Source organism: Bacillus sp. JJ1764 (assembly GCF_036962145.1).
Classification (GTDB): Bacteria; Bacillota; Bacilli; order Bacillales; family Cytobacillaceae; genus Neobacillus.
In genome coordinates, this window is record NZ_JBALNY010000042.1 from 24,214 (window position 1) to 24,879 (window position 666).

Consider the following 666-nt stretch of genomic DNA (forward strand, 5'->3'; position numbering starts at 1 on the left):
TTCATGGGTGGCTAACGGAGCAGTTTACCTAAAGAAGGATTTAAAGATTTTTTATCGAATTGAAAAGAAAAAAATGGATACAGGTGAAAATTGTGAGTGAGATAATTAACTATTACAATCAATTTGATGAGTGGGGAAGACTTGAACGTGAACCGATTGAATTCCAAGTAAATTGGCATTATATAAAAAAATATATTCCCCAAACAGGGTACATCCTTGATAATGGGGCTGGACCAGGAAAATATTTAATGGAACTTGCAAAAGATGGTTATAAGGTGACACTGACCGATTTAACGCCAAGATCAGTTGAAATTGCTAGAGATAAAGCAAAAGAACTTGGTTTAGAAGGACAATTTGAAGGGTTTTATACAGCTGATGCCAGAGAACTTAATATGATAAAAGATGAACATTTTGATTCATCATTAATGCTTGGTCCTATGTACCATTTACAGCAAGAAACTGACCGTATTATTGCAGTTAAAGAATTAAGAAGAGTTACAAAAAAGGGTGGTTTGGTTTTTGTTGCTTTTATGCCTAGAATAAGACACATACTTACATCTCTCATATTTCCGGAGAATTGGAGACCCAATGATAACTTAGACACCATAATTCAGTTCTCTCAAACAGGATGCTTTAATCACGCAGATAAGGGACGTTTTACAGGTG

1 protein-coding gene is annotated in these 666 nt (G+C 34.8%); it reads left to right on the top strand.

Features of this window, described 5'->3' with window-relative positions; translation table 11 throughout:
* Window positions 1-92: 92 nt before the first annotated feature.
* Window positions 93-666, top strand: a 574-nt coding sequence (locus tag V7083_RS06900; RefSeq protein WP_335476643.1) for a class I SAM-dependent methyltransferase, incomplete at its 3' end; no start/stop codon positions are given.